The following is a 21,712-nucleotide window of genomic DNA, read 5'->3' on the forward strand; positions in this document are numbered from 1 at the left end:
GCTACGCGTGCAGGTTCTCGTATGTCGCCTGCGACCCAACGCGTGAGCGGCAATGTGTTGGTCTCGCGCCATCAGCATGATGACGCATGCGGAGCGGGTTCGCGCATCGAAACTCACCGGCGATGCGCGAAAGTCCCTTGCCACAAAGCCTCAAACGATTTATCACGCGGCATGGCCACGACTGGCACACCCTGTGCATTAAGAGAACCGAGCCCGCAACACATTGCAGCTCGAACCCAACCACTCTGTAGCGCCCTTTAGGAGAACTGTCATGAGCAAGCTGATGATCGCCGACCTGAGCGTCGCGCAAGACCTCGACCGTCAAGCAATGAGCGCCGTTCGCGGCGGCAACCTCTGTCTCGGCAGCCTGCTGCCCTGCTATTCGTCGCCGAGCATGAAGATGACCACGACGAACTTCACCGCCGAGCAGGTGATCGGCCAAACCAACAACATCGTGAGCAACGTGGGCAACGACGTCGCGCTCGCCTCGGGCATCAGCGCTTCGGTGAACCCGTCGCAAACGGCCCACAACACCATCAACTTCTGATGGTTCGCCGGCGGGCCCGCGCGTCACGGGGACACTGACGCGCCGCGCCCGCCCGCACTCACTCATTCACGGAGGCTCATCATGTCTTCACTCGTCATTCGCGAGCTTGCGCCCGCCACGGCCCTCGATCGCGGCGCGATGGCCGCCGTACGCGGCGGCAGCGGCGGCGCGGTCTACGGTCTCGGACCCGGCAGCGGCCCGATTGCAAACATCGTCGTCGCGCCGCACATCGAGCAAAACATCGATCAGGTTCAGGTCGTCAGCGTCAACGCACTCAACAATATCGGCTATATCGGCGCCGGCTTCGGACCGCTGAACCTCAAGATCGATCCGTCGCAGTATGCGAACACGGGCGTCGCCTTTTGAGCGTCCACGCCTTCGCACTGCACGTCTCACACGCAGACCGCGCCGCAAGGTGCGTCTGCGTTTTTTTGCGCGTCCGGTTTAGCGCGCTGGGTTTAGCGAAATTCGTCGCCTATATTGAGTCAGAACGCGGTCGAGTCGGCAGGCAGCGCGCACGGCAAGGCGCGTGCTCTCATGGAGAACGCAATGGGCAAGCTCGTCATCAAGGATCTTCCGGAAAACGTGGAACTGGACCGGCAGGCCATGGCCGCGATCACCGGCGGCGCACGCGTGGCATCGCATCAGACGCTGCTGGCGCCGCGCCCGTTTCCGAAGCTGCATGCAGTACAAGCGCACGAGAGCGTGCCGGAGAGCGCGGCGTCTTCGTTCGCGACCAGGCCGCACCCTACGTTGCTGCGTTGAAAACGTTTGGGCCCGTCACCGCGCGCGCGGCGCGCGCATCATGCGGCGCGCGCCCTCATGGCCGGGCCGAAGTCCGCGGGCGGGAACACGCGCCACGAGCCGTCGTCGTGGCGGAAGAAGAAGATGGCGATGGTGCGCGCGGGATGCGCCGCTTCCACGCATACGAAGCGCAGCCGATGCTCGTGCGTGCGGCTGAAGCGCACCACGCGGGCCGGCACGCACGCCGTGGGCGCGAGCCATTTGTCGACGAGCGTGCGCAGTGACGAGGCGGGAGTTGACATGGCGGTCTCCGATGCGGTGGTTTCAGAAAGACGTCTTGTTGATATGAACGAGGCTCACGCCGCGCGCGCTTCGCAGGCCGCAGCAACGTGACCGTTGGCGTGACGGCCGGTGTGAGCGTGGCGGCCGCGCGCGAGCATGAGCGCCCGCACCACGCGCAGTCCCAGCAGCGGATGCGCGACGCAGGTACGCACCTGTTCGCTGCGGCTCTTGCCGTCCACGCACCACGTGCAGAAGTGTTCGCAGTTGTTGCTGAGCAGGCGATAGCGGTCTTCGCCGAGCCGCGAGCGCGCCCGCGCCACGGCTTCGCGGCCCGCATACAGGGCGCACGGGTGCGCGACCACTTCCACGTCGTAGCCCGCCGCGAAACGTTCGAGCGTGACCTCTTCGATCGGACCACGATGCAGCGAAACGCACAGCCCCGCGTAATGCACGACCCGGCCATTTCCCGCGTAAATGCCGTGATGGCTGTAGCCCGCGCGACGCGAAACGAGATGCGCGCCGAGCGGCAAGTCGATCGCCCGCACAACGGCGCACGGGGCCGCATGGGCGCTGTGGTTCGTCGGTTGGAGATCGGGGTTCATGGCGGGTTCCGTCTGCGGGAGGGTTTGCTGGTTGCCAACTACCCTGCATCAGACATGCCAGTTGCGTGCATCGCCGTGGCACGGGGCGTTGCGCGAATTCACGCGTCTTCACAGCTTGCGCATGTTGGTCGCGCGCCAACGCAATCGCGGGCGAGGTGTATGCCGTACGCCACCATTACGCCGATCCACCCGTGCGGCATGGCGAAGGCAACCCGTGTCGGATTGGCGAAGACGCCGTTGGGTGAGTGTGTTGGTTCGCGCGCGACCTTTCGCGGCGTGGCCAATTCCCCGCGCGTCGATCGCGCGCGGCACACCGCGCTCGAAGGCCCGCCGCACAAGGCGCGCAGCATCGACGCAATAAAAAACAGGACAACGCGTGCAAGCGCCCCACGCTGGCACGGTGATTGCAAATCACTGGCCGTACCTCGACTTCTCGCTGGAGACCCGCTATGACTTCGCTTGCGATCACCGACCTGCATGAGCAACGCGACATCGACCCCAAGGCGATGTCGTTCATTCGCGGCGCGGGCGCGCCGTGGGTATTTGGCTGGATTCAGCCGTACCAGCCCGCGCAGCCAGCCACACTCGGCTCGATCATCAACCTCTATCAGACCAACAACACGTTCTACGCGAACCAGGTCGTCAACCAGTATCAGATGGTGGACGTCACCAACTCGGCGGCCAATTCGAACGTGACGGTGGGTGTGGGGCAGAAAGGCGGCAACGGACTCGGCTGACGCGCTCGCGCGAGAGGCCGAACATGAGTTCGAGTCTGGTCTGGACCTCTGCGTCGCGCACCGACGTGGGCTGCGTGCGCGCACTCAACGAAGACGCCTGCCTCGACCGGCCGCAGCAGTTGCTCTGGGCGGTCGCCGACGGCATGGGCGGGCACACGGCAGGCGACTTCGCGAGCGCGACGATCGTGCGCGCGCTCGACACGTTCGACGTGGCCGACGCGACCCACTCGCCCGATGCACTCGCCACCTTCGTGAACGCCGCGCGCACCGCGTTGCAAGGCGTGAATCTGCAGCTGCGCGACGAAGCGGCGCGCCGCGGCGTGCGCATGATCGGCAGCACGGTGGCCATGCTGATGGCGCGCGGGCGCGAATGCGCGTGGCTGTGGGCGGGCGACAGTCGCCTCTATCTGTATCGCGACACGCGCCTCGAAGCGCTCACCGTCGATCACAGCTATGTGGCCGAGTTGCAGGCACAGGGGCATTTGAGCGCGGAGTCGGCGCGGCACCATCCTTCGCAGCATCTGATCACGCGCGCGGTGGGCGCGGCCAGCACGCTCATGCTCGACGAAGGCCGCCTCGACGTACGCGACGGCGACCGCTTCCTGCTGTGCAGCGACGGCCTCAGCAACGAGGTGCAGGCGCCCGAGATCGCGCGCGCGCTCGAAGACGGCGATTGCCGCCTCGCGACCGATACGCTCGTGGAGATGGCGTTGCAGGCGGGCGGCCGGGACAACATCACGGCCGTGGTCATACGCGTGGACGATCCCGGCGGCGCGGACCTCACGCTCGTGAATCCGGCCGTGAATCATTGAGCCGTGCGTTGAATGGGAAAAGCGCCGCTTGCGCTCACGATTCGGAATCGGCTTTCTCGGCCTGATTCGCGTGACGAAAATCCTTCGAGCGTATGCCGTGCTTCTTGAGCAGCATTTGCAGATGCGAGCGGTTCATGTCGCAACGGCGCGCGAGTTCCGCCACGGTGCCGCCGGTTTCCTGCAAGCCGCGTTCGAGAAACGCGCGTTCGGCTTCGTCGCTCGCGGCGCGTTTGGCGTCGCTGAGCGAGAGCGACGCAACCGGCGCTTCGGCTTCCAGCGCGCGCGCGGCCAGCGCGGGTTGACACGGCCGAATGTCGTCGGGCAAATGCTCGATATCGGCAGTGTCGCCCGCGAGGCACGAAAGCCGGTACACGAGATTGCGCAATTCGCGGATATTGCCGGGCCACGCATACGTGAGTATGAAATCACGCAGCTTGGGCGTGAATTTGACCGGGCGGCGCTTGAGTTGCGCGGCCGCCTCGTCGCCGAAATACGCGATCAACAAGGCAATTTCGTCGCGGCGCTCGCGCAGCGCGGGCAAGGTCACGTGAATCACGCTGAGCCGGTAAAACAGGTCCTCGCGAAACAGGCCGCGCGCGGCCAGGTCACGCAAGTTGCGATTGGTCGCCGCAACAATACGCGTGTCGACGGCAATGGGTTCGTCGGAACCCACGCGCTGGATCTCGTGCGATTCGAGCACGCGCAATAATTTCACCTGCCCTTGCAGCGGCAATTCGCCAATTTCGTCGAGAAAGATCGTGCCCGTGTGGGCGCTTTCGAACTTGCCCTTGCGATCGTTCGACGCGCCCGTGAATGCGCCACGCCGATGCCCGAACAATTCCGATTCGAGCAGGTTGTCGGGAATCGCGCCGCAATTCACCGAAATATACGGACGATCCGCGCGCGCGCCATTGGCATGAATGACCTTCGCCATGAGTTCCTTGCCGGTGCCGCTCTCGCCGTCGATCAACACCGGCAAGTCGGTGGGCGCGGCTTTTTCCGCAATTTCCAGCGCCGCGAGCAGTTTGGGGTTGTCGCCGAAAATGCCTTCGAAAATGAAGCTGCGTTCGATCAAGGCCTCGCGCCGCCTGCGCGCGGACGGCGAGAGCGCTTCGGGCTGAGCGAGCGCTTCGAGTGGATCCACCGCTTCGTCGGCTTCCGAAGCCACTTCGATAAAGCGCTCGCGGCGCGAGAGTTGCATGACTTCGTCGCGCAACGCATTCGACTGATTCAGCAGCTTTTCGATGTCGGCGCGTTCGAGCCGCGGCGCCCAGCGCAACGTGGAGCGCAGAATCTCGATCTTCTCCAGCAGCCCGGCGAACGACACCACCGAACTGCCGAAACCGTGCGGGTCGAAGAGTTTCATGCGGTGCTCAGCTGCTTTTGCACGAGCTGGTAATACATGCCCTTGCGCGCGACGAGTTCCTCGTGGCGCCCTTGTTCGACAATGCCGCCCTCGTACAGCACGAGGATCTTGTCCGCGCGCATGATCGTACTCAGCCGGTGCGCGATCACGAGCGCCGTGCGCCCGTGCAGGATGTCCTGCATATTCGCGAGAATATTGCTTTCCGATTGGGTATCGAGCGACGAAGTCGCCTCGTCGAACACGAGCAAACGCGGGTCGTGATAGAGCGCGCGCGCAATGCACAGGCGCTGGATCTGACCGCCCGAGAGACCCATGCCGCGTTCGCCCACCACCTGTTCGTAGCCGAGCGGCATCTTGCTGATGAACGCATGCGCGTCGGCCATGCGCGCGACCTCCTCCATGCGCCGCCAGTCGGGGTTGGCGTCGCCGCACGCGATGTTCTCGGCGAGCGTACCCGAAAACACCAGATTGCTTTGCATCACATAGCCAATCTGCGCCCGAAAATACGCATGATCGATGGCGCTCAAGTCGTAGCCATCCACATGAATCTTCCCTTCCGTGGGCGCATAAAAGCCCACCAGCAGTTTCGCGAGCGTAGTCTTGCCCGAGCCGCTGCGCCCGACGATCGCCACCATCTCTCCGCGCGCCACCGTGAAGCTGATGTTCTCCAGCACATAAGGCGTTTCGTTGCCGCCATAGCGAAAATACACGTCCTTGAATTCGATGTCGCCTTGCAGATCTGGCAGCAAGACGCGCGAGGCGAGATCGGCGGGCTTTTGTTCCGGCTCGATGTCGAGCACGTCGCCCAGACGCTCCATGGCCACCGCAGCGTCGTTCATGAGGCTCCAGAGCCCCACGAGGCCCATCAAGGGCGCGAGCACGCTGCCCATGAACGCGTTGAACGCAATCAATTGCCCGATGCTCAACTCCTGATTCAGCACCAGCGTCGCGCCCGCCCAAAGAATGGCGATGGTCGTGGCGGCATTGAGCAACTGACTGCCGAGGCCCACGAGAATGTTGAATGCCTGCGCGCGATATTGCACTTCGAGCGACTTCGCGAACTTGCGTTCCCACTTGAGCCGCACCGCGCGCTCGATGCCCATGCCCTTCACCGTTTCCACGCCGCCGAGGGTTTCCATCAGCATGGAACGCGCGTCCGTCGAGACGCCGAACACTTCGCGTGCATAGCGTTTGATGCGCGGCGTGGCGAGCGCCGTGAGCGCCATGATCGGCACGACGAAGGCGATGAGTAGCAGCGTGAGCTTCACGTTGTAGAGAAACATGATCGTGAAGTAAATGAAGATCATCAGCAGATTGAGCGCCGTGGTGACCGTCGATTCGGTGAGGAACGCGCGAATGGTCTGATTCTCCTGAAAGCGCGCGAACACGTCGCCGGTCTTGCGCCGCGCGAAGAACGAGAACGGCAACGACATCGTGTGCTTGAAGAAATGCGACATCATCGCGAAGTCCAGACTGCGCACCATGAAGTTCGAAAGATGCGCGCGGATGGTCGACATGAGTTGCGTGAACACGTGCGAGATCACCAGCCCCAGAATGAGCACGTGCAGCAGGCTCACGTTCTGATGCACGATCACGCTGTCGAGTATGTTCTGGATGATGAGCGGCGGCACCACGCCCAGCATCTGAATCACGAACGTGGCCATGAACAGGTGCGCGAGGATCTTGCGATACGGCAGCAGATAGCCGATAAAACGCACCCACGGCGACTTGCCGGCCGCCTGCGCCCCTGTGGTATCGCCCGCCGTGAACAGCAGGCAAGTGCCGCTCCAGCCGCGCTCGAACGCCTCCACGCTGAGCTTGCGAAAGCCGAGCGCCGGGTCCGCCACCCGCACCCATTGTTTCGACACGCCATACACCACGATGTAGTGATAGCCCTCCCAATGCGCGATGAACGGCAGTTCGAAACCCTGTAGCGCTTCATACGTGCATTGCACGCCGCGCGTGGTAAAACCCAGCGCCTCGCCCGTGCGCGCGAGACTGTCGAGCGTGGCGCCCTGGGTCGTGACGTTGGCGAGATCGCGCAGCTTGCCGAGCGTCATCGCAATGCCGTAGTGGCGGCAGATCATCGCGAGACACGCCGCACCGCAATCCATTTCTTCCGCTTGCTCGACCAGCACGAAGCGCTTGACCACGCGCTCGCGGAACGTGGCATCCGCACCGCTGTCGACGGCGAGCGTTTCGCGGCGGCGCTCACTCAGCTTCTTCTGGCGCTGCAACTCGCGGTCGGTGAAATGCACGCGCTCTTCGAGTACCTCGCGCAGCTTCGCGTTGCGCTCCAGCATGAAGTGCACGGTCTTTTCGGGAATCACGAGCAGGCGCACGTCGGTGAGCGCGGTGACCGTGGCCAGTTGGTCCTGACGCAGCAAACACGCGCGTTCGCCGAAAATCTCGCCCGCGCCGAGCCGCGCGAGCGCGTACTCGCGGCCGTCTTCTTCGCGCGCGAGACTCACTTCGCCCTGACGCACCACATAAAGCCGCGTGTCGCCACTCGCGCCCTGATGCACGATCTCCTTGCCAGCGCTCACGCGCTTCACGCCCACGCTCGACACGTACTCTTCCAGTTCCGCGCGCGAGAGCTTGCCGCGCAGATCGAACAACCGCGTGACGAAACCGCCCGCCGAACTGATCGCCACGTAACTCGTGACGAACGAGAGCGCGGCCGGGTTCGCCGCGAGCACCGGCTCGAACGCCGCGCGCGGAATGCACAGCACCTCGGTTTTCGCGGAAGCGCGCACGCCCACTTCGTGCCAGTACTCGCGCAGCATGCCGATCTCGGCGAACACCTCGCGCTCCTTGCGCACGCCAAGGCTCGTTTCCTTGCCGCGTTCCTCGGCGATCAGGCGCACCGACCCCGAGCGAATGATGTACAGCCCCTCGGCCGGATCGCCGCGCTTGTAGAGCGTGTCGCCGAACGCATGGCTGCGCGTTTCGGTTTGAGCGGCAAGGCGTTCCAGTTCCTCGCGCGAAAACAGCGAGAGCAGTTCCACCGTTGCGAGAAAGTCCGCCAGCGTCGCCGCGCTGGCCGGTACGGGCGCCTGAGTGTCCATCTGCGTGACCCCGGGGCGCTCAGTGCGCGTCGATGATATGTTCCTGGGCGCGCTCGGCCAGCCATTCCTCGCGCAGCAGCCGCCGCACTTCGGACGACACCTCGGCTTCGAGCGCGGCGGGATGCTTGGCGGTCACGCAGAAGATCTCGAAGAACGAGCCATCCGGCGCGGGAAACGGTCCGAGCAGATCACCCACCTGCGCGTTGAACACCTTCGCCTCGATATCGGTTTTGAGCGAACCGCGCAGCACCTTGCCGATCACGCCGCCGCGCTCGCGCGTGTCGGCCACGGAATGCTCGCGCGCCATCTCGCCAAAGGCGTTGGGGTCGTCCTCGAGCACCGAGAGCACTTCCCGCGCCTTGCCTTCCGAATCGACCACGATGTGACTCACCTCGATACTGTCGAACTTCGGCGAATTGAGCTTGAAATAGCTTTCCACCGCGTCGTCGTTGCAAATGCGCTCGAAGGTCTTTTCCTGGTACAGCGTGTCGGTGATGAAGTCCTCGAATTCCTCGAGACTGATGCCGAACACGTCGAGATAGCGATTCATGTCCGAGGCGCGATGCAGGCCGCGCACGCGGCGGAATTGATCGGCGCGCTGCTGGATTTCGTCGGGGCCCACTTCCACGCCCATTTTTTTCGCCGCGATGACCGTGAGGCGGTCGCGCACCTGCTGTTCGACGAGGCTCTCGAATTGCCCCGTGAGCTTCAGCACGCGAATGAAATCCTGCGTGCCGATCACCTCGTCGTCGATCCGTACGATTGCCGTCATGTCATTCCCCTGAAAACCCCACTGCGCGTTTCAGCCCGCCAGTTGCCGGAACGGGTCCAGCGCAAAGTCGATCAAGCGCCGCTCGCGCACGACGATCTCGGCCGTCGCGGTCATGCCGTAGCGCAGCGGCCAGTTGTTACCGGCAATCGAAAACGCGTCGTGCGCAAGACGCACGCGCCCTTCGTACGCCGGCTCTTTCGATTGCGCCTGCGGCTTGGTCGCCGGCGAAATGAATTCGAGCGTGCCGTCCATCACGCCGTAACGCTGATACGGAAACGCGTTGAACTTGAGCTTCACGGGCAGCCCTTCGTGCAGGAACGCGCGGTCCTGCTCCGCAATCAGCACCTTCACCACGGGCCGCGCGTTGGCGGGCGCGATGCCGCCGAGCGGCGTGTTCGCCTGGATCTTGTCGCCGGGCTGCGTGGTTGTCACGTCGGTGATCACCCCGGAAGCGGGCGCGAGCACCAGCAGAAAATTATCCTTGTCGATGTTCTCGAAGCGGATGCGAGCGGCCGCGTCCGCGGCGAGCCGCGCCGTCTGCACCTGCAAACGCAGCTTGTCTTCGGTATTGGCAATCTCGCGCTCGGTCGCGTCGTACTCGATCTGCAAACTCGTGAGCTGGCCCGCACTGCCTTCGAGTTGCGCACGCGCCTGCGCGAAGTCGTGGCTCGTTTGCGCCTGGAGTTCAGTGAGTTTCGCCTGGGCGATACGCAGGTTGTTGTCGGCCTGAATCGTCGCGCTGCGCTTCTCGTCCACCTGGCTTTGCGACACACCGCCGCCGCCGGGCAAAGCCACGAGGCGCTCGTACTTGTCCTGCTCCTGTTTCGCGAGATCGCGCACATGACGGGCGTTGTCGATATTGCCGCGCGCTTCGTCGAGTTGCGCGTTCTGCGACTGCGCGAGCTTGCTCGTGCCCTCCGAAAGCCGCGTCTCGTGCAGATGCGTTTCCACGTCGATCTGCGCCTTCAGCGCCTCGGCCTTGCGCTGCATCAGCGCCTTCTTCTCGGGGAACGCCTTCCAGTCGCGCTCGGCGTCGTCGAGTTTGAGATGCGCGTCGAGCGCGTTGGTGGCGGCCTCGATCGCGCCGCGCGCGTTGATACGGCCGATCACGTCGTTCTTCTCCACGGGCTGACCTTCGGCGATATAAATGTCGACGAGTTCGCCATCCACCGGCGCATAGATGCGGCGCACATCCGACTCCGGCGAGAGCGTGCCCGGCGCGCTCACGATCACATCCGCACGGCCGAAAAACGACCACAGCAACGCGCAGATCACGAGCAGGAGCATCGCCACGACGGTCGCCTCGATCAGCCGCCACGGCCGCGCCGTGAGGATCGCGACGCCCTCCTCGCTGTGATCGCCGAGCGCCTCGCCGAGCGGGCGCGGCGGCTCCGGCGGCCGGGTCGCGCCGCGCAAACGATCAACGAGGCGCGGCATTGCCGTGATCTCCGCTGGACGCGAGCGTTTCGAGCGCGGCCGCATGCGCCGCCGCATAACCCGCAAATTGCGGCGTGGTGAAATGCGCGGCCGCGAGCCGGTCGCGCACCGCCTGCGCGTGGCCCGCGTGCGCCTCGCCAACGATCGCCTGATAGGTGTCGAGGTCGGTGCGCACAGCGTCGAGTCCGGCGAGGCGCGGGTAGCGCTGCGCATAGTCGGTGAGCATGGCGCCGAGATCGTCGAAGCGGTCGGTCTGCAACGCCGTGTCGATGGCTTGACGAATGCGGTCGAGCGCGGCCACGTACACCGAATCGTCGCTTTGCAGCTTGCGCAACTGGCTGAGCGTGTCCGCATAGACAGCGGCGAACGCGGGCACGTAGGCCGCCACGCGGTCGAGCGCGCGCTGGTGCTCGCCGGGGTCGTCGTTCCAGCGGCTCGTGAGCGCGCGGATCGGCGCTTCGTCGCGATAGATGCGAATCGGCGCCTGCAGCCCGCCGCGTTGCTGCACGAACGATTGCAGCGCGCCCACCCAGCCGATGTTGTCGATCAGCGATTCGGCGTCGGTGTTGTGGCGCGCCGAGGCGCGCAGATCTTCCACGAGGCCCTGCGCGCGATCGAACGCGTGCGCGTCGACGGCGTCGATCCAGTCGGGCACCTTCGCCTTGAGCAGCGCTTCCGTCCCCATCGCACGCCAGGCAGCGTCACCCGGATGATGCGCGAGATAGCCGTCGGCTATCCGCGCCGCGCTCTCGTAGCGGCCGTTCGCGAGCAACACCTGCATCTCGCGCTGCGGTGCGCCCTGGAAATACGTTACGGCGCCGAGCGCGCCCGCCGCCACGACGATCACACCAACCCACACGCCGAGCCGCCCGACGTTGACACGGCCGCTGCCGCCGAGCGCCTCGCTCAGTTCGGAGAGAAACGTTTCGAGCTTGCCGCGCTTGCGCCGCTTGTAGCGGTCGTGCCGGTCATGGCGCTTGAGCCCTTTGCCCTGCGCGCGATCCGGCGCGTGTTGCGGCGTGTTCGGATTGATCTCGTCGTCCTGCGCGGGCGCGGGCGGCGTGCAGAAGATGTCGAGAAACGAGTGCGCGCTGCCGACGAATGTCGTGCGGTCGGCGTCGGCCGCGAGATCCGCGTCGTGCTGTGCGATGGCGCCGTCCGCTTGAGCGGCTTGCGCCGTCTGGCGCGTGGCGGTTACCGTTGCGTCGGTCGCGCTCTCGATCCCCACCCGATAAACGAAATGCTCGCCGCCGAACGAAACGCGCTGGCCGTCTTCGAGCCGCACCGCGTGATCGTCGAGACGTTCCTCGTCGACGAAAGTGCCGTTGGTGCTGCCGAGGTCTTCCAGATACACCGCGTCGCCATCGACATAAATATGCGCATGACGCCGCGACAAATAATTGACCTGGTGCGGAAACGCCTCGCGATACTGCGCGAAAGTCTCCTCCGCCTTGCTAATGAGAAACGGAAAGCCCGTGACCACGATCTGCTGCAAGCCGAGATCGCCGCGCTCGGGCGTGAGCGTCACCACCGTCGCGCGCGCAGTCTCGCGCGCCGCGCGCGCCACGAACCCCACGCGAAACGTGAGCGCGCCGCCAAAGCTCAATTCGTCGCCTTCCTTGAGCACATGCGGTTTTTGCGTGACTTCCACACCGTTGACGACGGTGCCGTTCTTGCTGCCGAGATCGGCCACGTACGCGGCACGGCCCTCGCGAAAAATGCGCGCATGACGACGCGACACGTCGACGACGATCTCCGGGCGCGCGGAAGCGAACGGCGGCTGCGAGCGCCCCACCGCGAACAGATCCTTCTCGATACGGATCTCACCCAGCTCGGGATGCGATAGCGGCCGAAGCACGATATCGAACGTGTTGTCGAGCGTGGTCTGCCTCTCGGCAATCGAAGCGGCGTCAGGCACCATGATTCCGCCAGCGATCAGCATGGGTCCACCAGGTCGCGTACGGCGCGTGCGCCTGGCGGATTCGTGAATAACCGTGCGCCTCGTCAGCGGCGTGCGGAGTGTGAGAAAAGTGTAGGCGACGCTTCGCTGTAGTCAAACGAATGACGCGTTTTGCGACGCCACGTGTTGCGAATCGCACAACGTTTCGTGTGGCGCGCCGTGACGCCGTGCGCACCGGGCTTCGCGCGCTCACTTCACGGGAGCCGCATTCGCGGCGGCTGCCGTGGCATCGGACGCCACATTGGCCACTTCCACCGCGGTCCAGCCGCCGCCAATCGCCTTGTAAAGCGTGACAGTGTCGCTCAGGATCTGTTCGTGATTGGCCAACAGCGAAAGCTCCGCGGAAGCGAGTGATCGTTCGGACTCCAATACTTCAAGTTGCGACACGAGCCCCTCTTTGAGTTGCGCCTCGACCTGTGCCGCCACGGTACGCAAACGTTCGTTCTGCTGCATCAACTCCATGCGCTGTTTCTTGTGCGCGTCCAGATTCACGAGCGCATTCTCGACTTCTTCGAACGCGGTGAATACGGTCTGACGATACTGCTGTTCCGCGACCTTGCTCTGCGCCTCGGTGGTCTTGATGTGCGCATGCACACCCGGGTCGAACATCGGCAAGTCGATGCTCGGCATGAAACTGAACGTGAACGCCTTGAACAGGTCGGAAAGCGAGTACGCCGCCGAGCCGCCGCGCCCCGTGAGGCTGATCGTGGGCAATTGCGCGAGCCGCGCGGACCCCACTTCGTCGTACGACTCCAGAATGCGGTATTGCGCGGCCACCACGTCGGGGCGGCGCGCGAGCAATTGCGCGGGCAGACCCATCGGCACGTCAGGAAACTTCACGCGTTGCCGCAAATGGCCCGCGGGCATCCTGAACTCGCCGGCGGGCACGCCCACCAGCGTGGCAAGTGCGTTCTCGGCGGTATCGCGCGAACGATGCAGTTCGAGCAGTTCATTGGCAATGCCGTTGATTTCCGCGCTCTGGCGCAGCACTTCGGTTTTCGGCGCGACGCCGTTTGCGGCCATCTGCTGATAGATGGTGAGAATCTGCCGGTTCTTGTCGAGCGTTTGCTGCTCCTCGGCAATCTGGTCGTCGTACTGGAGAATCTGGAAATACGTGCTCGCCACGTTGGCAACCAGTTCCAGATAGCCCGCGCGCCAGTCGGCCTCGCTCGCGTGAAACTCGGCTTTCTGCGCCTGCACGCTCTTTTCCACCTTGCCCCAGATGTCGATGTCCCAGTTCACCTGGGTCGCGGCGTTATAGGTCTTGGTGAGCGTCTGGTGCGTGCTCTTCTCGTAGTCGATGCCTGCCCCCGCGTCCACCGTGGGCAGCGCGCCGGCCTGCACTTCGCCGATCTGCGCCCCGGCCACGCCAATGCGCGCCGCGAGGATCTGGATGTCGACGTTGGCCGCGATCGCCTGATCGATGAGCCCGTTCAGGTAGGGATCGTCGAAGGCCTTCCACCAATGCGGATCGACCGTTTCCGCCGCCGACACCGCCCGATGCGCGTGCGCCCAGCTTTCCTTCGCGGGCATGTCCGGGCGACGGTACGCGGGCGTGCTGAGGTCGCCGCAACCGCACAGCAGCGCGCCGCACACGCTCATTGCACCGGCGGCGCGTGCCAGGCCGCGCAGCTTGCTGGCGCGTACGCGAGTGCAAGCGGAACCGGAGTCAAAAACGGGAGCGGGAGCGGAAACGAAAGCGGAAGGGGCAACAGGCAACAGCGGTGTGTTCACGATCGACTCCCAGAGCGGAACGCGACGACGAAACCAGACGTAGGGAAACCTGCGAAGACCATGCCGTGGAGGCGAGCGCCTCCACGGTTTGCCGCGCGATCAGTAGTAGTTGATCGCGTTGTTGGCCGTCTGCTTCGGGTTGACCGTGGAGCAGATGCCCGTCACGAGCGCGACGTCGTTGCCCGTGTTGTTGACGATGTCGTTGGTCTGACCGATCACCTGTTCGGCGGTGAAGCTCGTGCTGGTCATGTTCACTTTCGGGGCAGGCACGAACACGGGCAAGAGGCCCAGGTTGCCGCCGTGCACGGCGCTCATTTCACGACGGTCGAGTTCTTGCGCGACGCTCAGGTCGGCGATCATCAGCTTGCTCATGACAGTTCTCCTAAAGGGCGAAACAGAGGTTGGGTTCGAGCTGCAATGTGTTGCGGGCTCGCTTACCTCTAGGCAGGAGATGTGCCAGAGACGGCATTCAGGAGAGCAAAAGCGTCGCGAGGCTTGCCGCGCAAGGGCGCGGCGGCGCGGTGAAATGCGTGACGCGCCGTGCCACGCGCGTGCGAGATCGCCGGGCTGATGGGCGCGTACCAACGCCCGTTGTGCATTCTGTTGGCGCGCCGCCGACACCCGCGCGGCACGCGTCAAGCGGGAGAGCGAAGGATTGGGAACATCGCGATCGACTTGCTACGGATTACTTAACGTAGATCGTGATCTTCTTCGAATAGACGGGCGGATTGTGCGGCACGTGATGCGCGTCGCCCATCAGCAGTTGCAACGTATGCTTTCCTGGCGGCAACTGGATCAGGGTTTCCGTTTCGCCCGCGCCGAAATGCAGATGATTGCGATCGGACGGAATGGGTTGATCCATCGAAGGCAAGTCCGTATCCACGAGCAGGTGATGATGGCCAGTGTTCGGAAACTCCACGTTCGAAGGCGCCACGCCCATGTTGCGCAGCCCGAACCACACGCGAAACGGCTTGCCAGCGGGCATCGTCTGCCCTTCGTTCGGCCAGCCGATATACACGAACGCCTTGGGGTCGGCGGGCGTGGTGCCCGCGTGCGCCACGCCCGCGAGCGTTCCGGCGAGCAGCGCCACGGTGGCCGCAACGACAACGATTCTTTTCATGGCATGCACTCCCGCGATTGGCGCACGTGCGGCGCGTTGCGCTATTTCACCGTGATCGTGATCTTCTTCGAGTACACCGGCGGATCGTGTGGCACGTGGTTGTAGTCGCCCATCAGCAATTGCAGCGTGTGCTTGCCCGGCGGCAGCTCGATGCGCGCCTCGGTCTCGCCCGCGCCGAAGTGCAGATGATTGCGATCGGACGGAATGGGCTGATCGAACGGCGGCAGGTCCGTGTCGATGAGCACGTGATGGTGGCCCGTGTTCGGCCGGTTAATGCCCTTCGGGCAAACGCCCATATTGCGCAAGCCCATGCGCACCCACAATTTGCCCGTGGGAATCACCGCGCCGTCCGCGGGCCAGATGATGTACACCTCAGCGCCCGGCGGCGAAGGCGTGCGCGCGGCGGAAGCGAGGCGCGGCATCAGCATGGCCGCGGCCAGCGCGAGCAAGGTCTCTCTGCGTCGCATCTTGATGCTCCTTCTTCGACAGTCGGCACGCGGCTGGGGAGTTCGGTGCGTGTTCTACAGCTTAGGACGGATTCATTTCGATGGGGATTTATCGGCGCGGGCGGCGACATCCGTATCACCCCGCACTGCATCGTTCGGCACGCGTGCTATTTTGTAGTTGTGCGAACAACGCGTTCGAGAACACGCGTCGTCATCACCGTATCTCAGGACTGGAATCTCAAGACCCGCATCTCACGACCGTTAGCAACGCAGCCCATGCCTGGCGTCACACGCCGCAGGTGCCTGCCGGGGGAGAACAACATGTGGCGGCTATTCGTGCCAGTGTGCCTGTCGATGGTAGTCGCAAGCGTGTCCGGCACGGTATCGACGCTGTGCGTGGCCGCGCCCGACGCGAACGCGCGCGCCGCTATCCGCCCGGCCGTCGCGCAGCTCGACCCGCGCGGTTTCGGTGCCATTCGCCGTGTCGGGCTAATGCCCAAGGACACGTCCGAAGAGTACGAGATCACGTTCTGGAATTCGATCAAGGACAGCCAGTACGCAAGCGATTACGAGGCTTATTTGAAGGCCTATCCGAACGGCCGCTTCGCGCCGCTCGCGCAGGCGCGCCTCACGCGGTTGCGCGCGAGCACGGCGAAACCGGCCGCGTCGCCCACGGGGCATGAAGCAAGCGCGCCGCCTGTGTCCACTGGAGCACCCGCGCCGTCGCAATCCAATACCCTGCCGCAACCAGCGAAACCCGCTCAGTCCGCTCCCTCCGCGCCGCAAGCGAAAGCGGCCCCTCCCGCGACCGCGCCCGCGAAACCGGCCGCTGCCGCTCCTGCGCCGGTCAACGGCAATCCCGGCGCGAACACCAACGCAGGCACCAGCGCGAAAGCGGCGGCCGCCGCCGCGACCACGGCTGCCGCAGCCACCGCCGCGCTGCCCGCCGGAGCGCACGATATCCACGATTGCCCCGCGTGTCCGATCATGATCGCGGTTACGCCAGGCGCCTTCACGATGGGCATGGAGAAGGACGATCCCTCCGAACGGCCCGCGCATCGCGTGACGCTCAGCCATCCCTACGCGCTCTCGAAGTACGCCGTCACGGTCGCGCAGTGGAACGCCTGCGCCGACGCGGGCGCGTGCCCGCATCTCTCCGCCGACGAGAACAGCGCGAAGAACGCGCCCGCGCGCGACCTCAGTTGGGACGACGCCCAGCAATACGTGAAATGGCTCGCGAAGATCACCGGCAAGCCCTACCGCCTGCCGACCGAAGCCGAATGGGAATACGCCGCGCGCGCCGGCACGGACACGCGCTACTGGTGGGGCAACGACATGCGCAAGGGCACGGCCAACTGCAAGGACTGCGGGCCGCCTTGGCGCGCCGAGGCACCCGCCGACGTCGGCGCGTTTCCCGCCAACGCGTTCGGCTTCTACGACATGGCGGGCGGCGTCTGGGAATGGGTCAGCGACTGCTGGCACAACTCGTACAAGAACGCCCCCGACGACGGCAGTTCGTGGGACGAGCCCAATTGCCCGACGCGCGTGCTGCGCGGCGGCTCGTGGCGCGACGGCGCCGACTACATGCTGAGCGCCACGCGCTTCAAATACGACAGCAGCGTGCGCTACAACGCCAACGGTTTTCGCGTGGCGCGCGACATGAAATAGCAGGAGCCCGCACGCCGCTTCGGGCGTGAGCCGTTCCTTCCAAACCAGGGGAGGCGCAGCATGGCAGTGGACCTTCCGCTTACCCGCCGGAGCTTTCTCAAGGCCATGGGGAGCGGCGCCTTCACGGTGTCGGTGGGTTCGATCGGCGCGCTGACCGGCGCCTGCTCGCCGCAGCGCGCCGAGGTACGTCCACCCGCGCCGGTCGCGCCAACGGCCCACGCCGCCCCGCAATCCACGCGCGCCGCGCCCGAGTGGGCGCCCGAACCCGGCAAGGCGCGCTGGCGCGTGGAAGGCCTGCCCAAGGTCACGGGCGCGAAAATTTATGCACGCGACTTCAAGGCGCGCGACTTCCCGGACTGGCCGCAGGAAGAAAACTGGCTTTATGCGCTGCGCTGCAATCGCGTCGACAAAACCGTGGAAGGCTTCGACCTGAGCGTGCTGCCGCGCGCACTGCGGCCTATCGAGATCGTGTCCAACCAGACGCTCAACGCGCAGCGCATCGCGCTCTCGGCGCACCCCAACCCGGTCGCTAATAAGGATATCTATCTTTTCGCGCAGGAAGGCTTCGCGGCCAATTGCTATGGGCAGCCTATCGCCCTCCTGATCTTCGCCGACTTCGACACCTACCGCCGCGCGAAGAAACTGCTCGACTTCAACGACTCGGTCGTGCGCTACGGCGCGACGGTACCGCGCAGCGCCCCGGTGCCGTTCTCGTCGCCGAAACTGTACGTGCGCGACGACGACACGTCGTTCTCAAACCTGAACATGGATGCGGACAGCAACGGCAATCCCACGCAAGCCTTCCTGACCCTGAACAAGAATACGGCCGGCCACATTCGCGATCTCGCCAGGGAAAAGGTCGCGAACGGTAGCTGGTTGCGCTTCGACGGCGCGTTCCAGACGCCCGCCATCGACCCCATGTTCATGGAGCCGGAAGCGGGACTCGCCTGCTACGAACGCGGCACGCAAACCCTGCAACTCGTGCTCGGCACGCAATCCCCGCGCGACGACGGCACGACCGCCGGCAATCTCTTCACCAAGAGCAATATCGATGTCGGGCGTGTCCACGTGATCGGCTGTTATCCGGGCGGCGGTTTCGGCGGGCGCGACAAGTCGTATTTCCCGATGTATCTCGCGCTCGCCGCGCCGTTCGCGCACGGCACGTTGCGCTGGCAGCAATCGCGCTATGAGCAGTTCCAGGTGGGACTGAAACGCTCCGAAACCGAATTCACCGAATCGCTCTGGGTCGACAGCAAGGGCAAACTGCAGGCGCTCGACAGCACGTTCACGCTCAATGGCGGCGGCAAGCTCAATCTCACCAGCGCGACGGGCGACCTCGCCGCCATGAGCGCGATGAGCTGCTACGACATTCCGCGCGCGATTGCGCAAAGCTCGGTCATGTATACGCCGGAGGTGTTCGGCGGCTCGCAGCGCGGCTTTGGCGGCCCGCAGGCGTTTCTCGCCATCGAAACCCTGCTGGACGAAGCCGCGCAAGCGCTGCACCAGAGTCCGTTCGCGGTGCGGCGCCGCAATCTGCTCGCGAAGGACCGCGGCAAGACCCTCACGGGCGCGCCCATTCTGTTCGACCTGCAACTTGAGGCGCTGCTGGACCGGCTCGAATCGCACGCGCTGTGGCGCGAGCGTGACAGCACGCGGGCGCAGCGGCGCGCGCGCGGCCTGCGCTATGGCGTGGGCCTCGCCATGTCGAATCAGGCATACGGCACCGGCAAGGACGCCGTGTTCGCGATGCTGCAGATCAAGCCGAACGGCACCCTGCACGTGATCACGCACTACACCGACATGGGCAACGGCGCGGCCACCACGTTGTGCCTCGCGCCATCGACATGGCTCGGGCAGAACGCACAGGACATCTCTATCAGCGAAGTGGAAGTCTTCGCCGCGATCAAGGACTTCAAGTACAACGTGCTGGGCAAATGGCCCGACGATTACCGCAGCTACGCAATTTCCGGCCCCTTCAGCTCGTCGAGCGCCTGCCTCGGCGCGTTTCATCACTATCAGGCCGTCGATCGCGCGGCCATGACGCTGCTGTTGCAAAGCGTGCTGCCCGCCGCGCGCGAGTTGTGGCACGGCTCGCGGGTCGAGTGGCAGAACGTCAAATGGGTCGACGGCAAACTCACGGCACCGGGCCGTCCGGCGCTCGCCTGGGCCGCCTTGCTGGACAAGATGGATCGCATGCAGGCGCCCCGCGTGGCAGCCGTGCACGTCACGTACGCGGGCGCGTTCTGGCATAGCCAATACCGCTTCAAGCTGAGCAATGTCGACATGGACTGCGACTACATCGCGCTCGGCCCCGACACCAAAACCCTCACGGGTCTTGCGCATGGACCACTGGTGCCGCCGCACGACGCGGTGGGTTACGGTCGCACGAATTACGCCCCCTCCGCCGCGCTGGTGGCGGTCTCAGTCGACCCCGCGAATGGCCGCGTCAAGGTCGAGCGCGTGGTGACGACGCTCAGCGCGGGGCGGCTGATCTGCCCGGAAATCGTCGAAGGCCAGTCGCAGGGCGCGGTGGCCATGGCGATCGGCAACGTGTTGAGCGAGACTTGCCCGCTCGGCGACGACGGGCCGGGCAACGGCCGCTGGAATCTCGACCAGTATCTCGTCACACGCATGACCGAAGCGCCCGCGCAGGAGCTGATCGCGCTGCCGCCGCCCGCCGATCGCAACCGTCATAGCGCACGCGGCATCGGCGAGGCGGTGATGTGCCCCATCGCGCCCGCGCTGCTCAATGCGCTCGCCATGGCCACGGGCCATCGCTTCCGGCAAACGCCCGTCACGCCCGAGGTGATTCGCGCGGCGCTCACCGGAGCCCAGGCATGACGCAACCCCGTGCGCAAAGCCGGTCGCAAACCCCTGCGCAAACTGCGGCGCCCACCGACCTCACGGTGCACGTGAATGGCCGCGCCGTGAGCGTCCCCGCCGCCGACGCCGACATGAGCCTCGCCGAATTCCTGCACGAGCGCCTCGACCTCACGGGCACCAAGGTGTGCTGCGGCATCGGCGTGTGCCGTGCCTGCACGGTGGGCCTGCGCAACCGCAGCAATGCGTTGATGGAGAAAACGCTCGCCTGCGTGACGCCCATGAGCGCGGTGGCGAACCAGTACGTCTACACCGTGGAAAGTCTCGCGAACGGCGCGCGGCTCTCCCCGCTGCAACAGGCCTTTCTCGAAGGGTTCGCGTTTCAGTGCGGCTATTGCACACCCGGCTTCCTGATGGCCGCCACCGCCCTGCTCGATCACCTGAAGGGGTATCGCTTGAGCGCCGAGCAACTCGACGCGGCCATCGACACCTGGGTAGGCGGCAACCTGTGCCGTTGCACCGGCTACGTGAAATATCGCGCCGCGATCAAACAGGCCGTGCACCGGCAATGGCAAGACGGAGCATGACGATGACGCGCATCGCAAGCCTTGTCGCGTTGTACCTGGTTGCCGCATTCACGGCACTGGCGCCGCGCCCGGGCGCCGCGCGTGACCCAGGCGTGCTCGAATACGGCGCGCAGTGCGCGAAGGAAATTGGCGCGATTCCGGCGTTCAATTGCAATGACGGCACGGACATTCCCATTACCGTCGACGGCAAACCGCCCGCGCCGGGGACCGCGCCGAAACAGTGCGACAGGCCTTCGCTGCTGTCGCCCCTGTCGCCCACCGAGGGGCAATGCACGCCCTACTCGAAGATCCTCAATCTCACGCGGGGCAACATTCAGATTTCCGCCTATTGCCGCCGCAACGTGTTGCGCGATCGCACAGACCCGCATTACGACGAGGTAATCGTCGTGCTGCATCACGCCGATAACGGCAAGACCTGCTGGTTCGATTCACAACCGCCACCGGACTCCGGCGGTTGGAACGCCACGCGCGTGCCGCCGCCGAACGAAGCCACGCCGCCGCGCGGCCGCCCCTCGGCCGTCGAATTCTGGGCGACGCCCGCGAAGATCGCCGCGAACAAGCCCACCTGCATCGAGTGTCACGACGCGGGGCCATTCATTTTCAGCCCGTATATCGGCCAGGTTTGGGACAAGGTGCCCACCGACCCATGGGGCAAGTATTCGAACCTCGGCGCCGCGTTCGCGTCGTATCACCTCAAGACGATGAGCACGCCGGGCAACACGTGCATCGGTTGTCATCGTATTGGCAGCGAGCAGAGTTGCACCGTGTTTCTGCGCCTTTCGGCGGGACGCAAAGCCGCGCCCGGCAATGACGCACTCGCCAACCGCTATCCGCTGAGTCACTGGATGCCCACCGACAACACCATGAGCGAGGCGCAGTGGAATGCGGCCAACGTGAAATCCGTCGACGATCTGCTCGCGTGCTGCAACGACAAGAACCACCCGAATCCGAACTGCACGTTCACGCCCATGCCGCCAGGCGGCACCGTCCGTTAGTGCACGAAGCCGCGA

Annotated in this window: 20 protein-coding genes; 9 read left to right on the plus strand and 11 right to left on the minus strand. The window is 64.9% G+C overall.

Translation table 11 applies throughout. The annotated features are described in order from the left end of the window. The first annotated feature begins 271 nt into the window (after positions 1 to 271). From FAZ98_RS23010 to FAZ98_RS23020, 3 genes are all read left to right on the plus strand, one after another. Positions 272 to 547, plus strand: a complete 276-nt coding sequence (locus tag FAZ98_RS23010) for a hypothetical protein (RefSeq protein ID WP_199272435.1) — start codon at positions 272 to 274, stop codon at positions 545 to 547. Positions 548 to 628: 81 nt separating this feature from the next. Beyond that, positions 629 to 913, plus strand: a complete 285-nt coding sequence (locus FAZ98_RS23015; protein ID WP_158954400.1) for a hypothetical protein — start codon at positions 629 to 631, stop codon at positions 911 to 913. Between the two features lie 171 nt (positions 914 to 1,084). Continuing rightward, complete coding sequence (locus FAZ98_RS23020) at positions 1,085 to 1,312, plus strand: hypothetical protein (protein WP_158954402.1); 228 nt, start codon at positions 1,085 to 1,087, stop codon at positions 1,310 to 1,312. Positions 1,313 to 1,350: 38 nt separating this feature from the next. Here FAZ98_RS23020 and FAZ98_RS23025 read toward each other — a convergent pair whose 3' ends face one another. Together FAZ98_RS23025 and FAZ98_RS23030 are read right to left on the minus strand one after the other, a co-directional pair. Next, a complete protein-coding gene (locus tag FAZ98_RS23025) occupies positions 1,351 to 1,593 on the minus strand; it encodes a hypothetical protein (RefSeq protein ID WP_158954404.1) in 243 nt (80 codons plus the stop codon). Between the two features lie 54 nt (positions 1,594 to 1,647). Then, on the minus strand, positions 1,648 to 2,175 hold the full coding sequence (locus FAZ98_RS23030) for a lecithin retinol acyltransferase family protein (RefSeq protein ID WP_158954406.1): 528 nt from the start codon (positions 2,173 to 2,175) through the stop codon (positions 1,648 to 1,650). A gap of 449 nt (positions 2,176 to 2,624) precedes the next feature. On the opposite strand from FAZ98_RS23030, the gene FAZ98_RS23035 reads away from it, so the two are divergent. Both FAZ98_RS23035 and FAZ98_RS23040 read left to right on the plus strand, forming a co-directional pair. Beyond that, the gene (locus FAZ98_RS23035; RefSeq protein WP_158954408.1) at positions 2,625 to 2,912 is read left to right on the plus strand and encodes a hypothetical protein; all 288 of its coding nucleotides are present in this window, start codon (positions 2,625 to 2,627) and stop codon (positions 2,910 to 2,912) included. 23 nt (positions 2,913 to 2,935) lie between these two features. Next, positions 2,936 to 3,724 (plus strand): PP2C family protein-serine/threonine phosphatase, encoded by a 789-nt coding sequence (locus tag FAZ98_RS23040; protein WP_158954410.1) that lies wholly within the window; start codon positions 2,936 to 2,938, stop codon positions 3,722 to 3,724. 34 nt (positions 3,725 to 3,758) lie between these two features. Here FAZ98_RS23040 and FAZ98_RS23045 read toward each other — a convergent pair whose 3' ends face one another. The 9 genes from FAZ98_RS23045 to FAZ98_RS23085 all read right to left on the minus strand — a co-directional run bounded on the left by FAZ98_RS23045 (position 3,759) and on the right by FAZ98_RS23085 (position 15,648). After that, on the minus strand, positions 3,759 to 5,090 hold the full coding sequence (locus FAZ98_RS23045; RefSeq protein ID WP_158954412.1) for a sigma-54 interaction domain-containing protein: 1,332 nt from the start codon (positions 5,088 to 5,090) through the stop codon (positions 3,759 to 3,761). Continuing rightward, entirely contained in the window at positions 5,087 to 8,158 is a 3,072-nt protein-coding gene (locus FAZ98_RS23050; protein WP_158954414.1) for a peptidase domain-containing ABC transporter, read from the minus strand. Before FAZ98_RS23050 ends, FAZ98_RS23045 begins: the two co-directional genes overlap by 4 nt. 19 nt (positions 8,159 to 8,177) lie before the next feature. Beyond that, on the minus strand, positions 8,178 to 8,930 hold the full coding sequence (locus FAZ98_RS23055; RefSeq protein ID WP_158954416.1) for a peptidylprolyl isomerase: 753 nt from the start codon (positions 8,928 to 8,930) through the stop codon (positions 8,178 to 8,180). Positions 8,931 to 8,960: 30 nt separating this feature from the next. Next, the gene (locus tag FAZ98_RS23060; protein ID WP_158954418.1) at positions 8,961 to 10,367 is read right to left on the minus strand and encodes an HlyD family efflux transporter periplasmic adaptor subunit; all 1,407 of its coding nucleotides are present in this window, start codon (positions 10,365 to 10,367) and stop codon (positions 8,961 to 8,963) included. Then, on the minus strand, positions 10,351 to 12,288 hold the full coding sequence (locus tag FAZ98_RS23065) for an FHA domain-containing protein (protein ID WP_158954420.1): 1,938 nt from the start codon (positions 12,286 to 12,288) through the stop codon (positions 10,351 to 10,353). Before FAZ98_RS23065 ends, FAZ98_RS23060 begins: the two co-directional genes overlap by 17 nt. A 228-nt stretch (positions 12,289 to 12,516) precedes the next feature. Continuing rightward, a complete protein-coding gene (locus tag FAZ98_RS23070; protein WP_158954422.1) occupies positions 12,517 to 13,929 on the minus strand; it encodes an efflux transporter outer membrane subunit in 1,413 nt (470 codons plus the stop codon). Positions 13,930 to 14,160: 231 nt separating this feature from the next. After that, on the minus strand, positions 14,161 to 14,433 hold the full coding sequence (locus tag FAZ98_RS23075) for a hypothetical protein (protein WP_233272885.1): 273 nt from the start codon (positions 14,431 to 14,433) through the stop codon (positions 14,161 to 14,163). A gap of 313 nt (positions 14,434 to 14,746) precedes the next feature. Next, positions 14,747 to 15,181 carry a DUF4399 domain-containing protein gene (locus FAZ98_RS23080; RefSeq protein WP_158954424.1) on the minus strand — a complete coding sequence of 145 codons (435 nt, stop codon included), beginning with the start codon at positions 15,179 to 15,181 and terminating at the stop codon, positions 14,747 to 14,749. 41 nt (positions 15,182 to 15,222) lie between these two features. Continuing rightward, positions 15,223 to 15,648 (minus strand): DUF4399 domain-containing protein, encoded by a 426-nt coding sequence (locus tag FAZ98_RS23085; RefSeq protein WP_158954426.1) that lies wholly within the window; start codon positions 15,646 to 15,648, stop codon positions 15,223 to 15,225. 333 nt (positions 15,649 to 15,981) lie between these two features. On the opposite strand from FAZ98_RS23085, the gene FAZ98_RS23090 reads away from it, so the two are divergent. Genes FAZ98_RS23090 through FAZ98_RS23105 form a run of 4 tightly spaced genes read left to right on the plus strand, consistent with a single transcriptional unit; the run spans position 15,982 to position 21,697 of the window. Further along, entirely contained in the window at positions 15,982 to 17,295 is a 1,314-nt protein-coding gene (locus FAZ98_RS23090) for a formylglycine-generating enzyme family protein (protein ID WP_233272886.1), read from the plus strand. A gap of 60 nt (positions 17,296 to 17,355) precedes the next feature. Then, positions 17,356 to 20,136 carry a xanthine dehydrogenase family protein molybdopterin-binding subunit gene (locus FAZ98_RS23095; protein WP_158954430.1) on the plus strand — a complete coding sequence of 927 codons (2,781 nt, stop codon included), beginning with the start codon at positions 17,356 to 17,358 and terminating at the stop codon, positions 20,134 to 20,136. Continuing rightward, complete coding sequence (locus FAZ98_RS23100) at positions 20,133 to 20,702, plus strand: (2Fe-2S)-binding protein (protein WP_158954432.1); 570 nt, start codon at positions 20,133 to 20,135, stop codon at positions 20,700 to 20,702. The genes FAZ98_RS23095 and FAZ98_RS23100 overlap by 4 nt, the downstream gene beginning before the upstream one ends. Positions 20,703 to 20,704: 2 nt before the next feature. Beyond that, positions 20,705 to 21,697 (plus strand): hypothetical protein, encoded by a 993-nt coding sequence (locus FAZ98_RS23105; protein ID WP_158954434.1) that lies wholly within the window; start codon positions 20,705 to 20,707, stop codon positions 21,695 to 21,697. Positions 21,698 to 21,712: the final 15 nt, after the last annotated feature.

Source organism: Paraburkholderia acidisoli (genome assembly GCF_009789675.1).
Lineage (GTDB): Bacteria > Pseudomonadota > Gammaproteobacteria > Burkholderiales > Burkholderiaceae > Paraburkholderia > Paraburkholderia acidisoli.